This is a genomic window from Arthrobacter sulfonylureivorans, assembly GCF_047607445.1.
Classification (GTDB): domain Bacteria; phylum Actinomycetota; class Actinomycetes; order Actinomycetales; family Micrococcaceae; genus Crystallibacter; species Crystallibacter sulfonylureivorans_A.
This window is the reverse complement of sequence record NZ_JBLKRT010000111.1, coordinates 1-359: the sequence shown is the minus strand read 5'-3', so window position 1 is coordinate 359 and position 359 is coordinate 1. Positions and strand designations below refer to the sequence as shown.

The window sequence follows — 359 nt, the reverse complement described above, 5'->3', positions numbered from 1 at the left end:
GTGACCGCACCCAGCGCCACCGCGGCGAGCGAGATCTGCAGCCCGCGCTCGTGCCCGGAGTAGCCCACCGGCACCTGGTAGCGCTCCTGCAGCGTGCTGATCATCCGCAGGTTCGCCTCTTCCGGCGGCAGCGGGTAGGTCGAGGTCGCGTGCATCAGGATCAGCTTGTCCGTGCCCAGGGTCTCCACCGCCTTGTCGATCTGCTCGATCGTAGACATCCCGGTGGACAGGATCACCGGCTTGCCGGTCTCGCGCAGCGCGGTGAGCAGGTCCAGGTCGGTCACCGAAGCGGAGGCCACCTTGTGGGTCAGCGCGCCGGCGTCCTCCATGAACGCGACCGAGGGAACATCCCACGGCGA

General features: G+C 68.5%; 1 protein-coding gene. It reads right to left on the bottom strand.

Annotated features, from left to right (window positions below; all coding sequences use genetic code 11):
* Positions 1-359, bottom strand: a 359-nt coding sequence (locus ACMX2H_RS19015; RefSeq protein WP_414962846.1) for an N-acetylneuraminate synthase family protein, incomplete at both ends; no start/stop codon positions are given.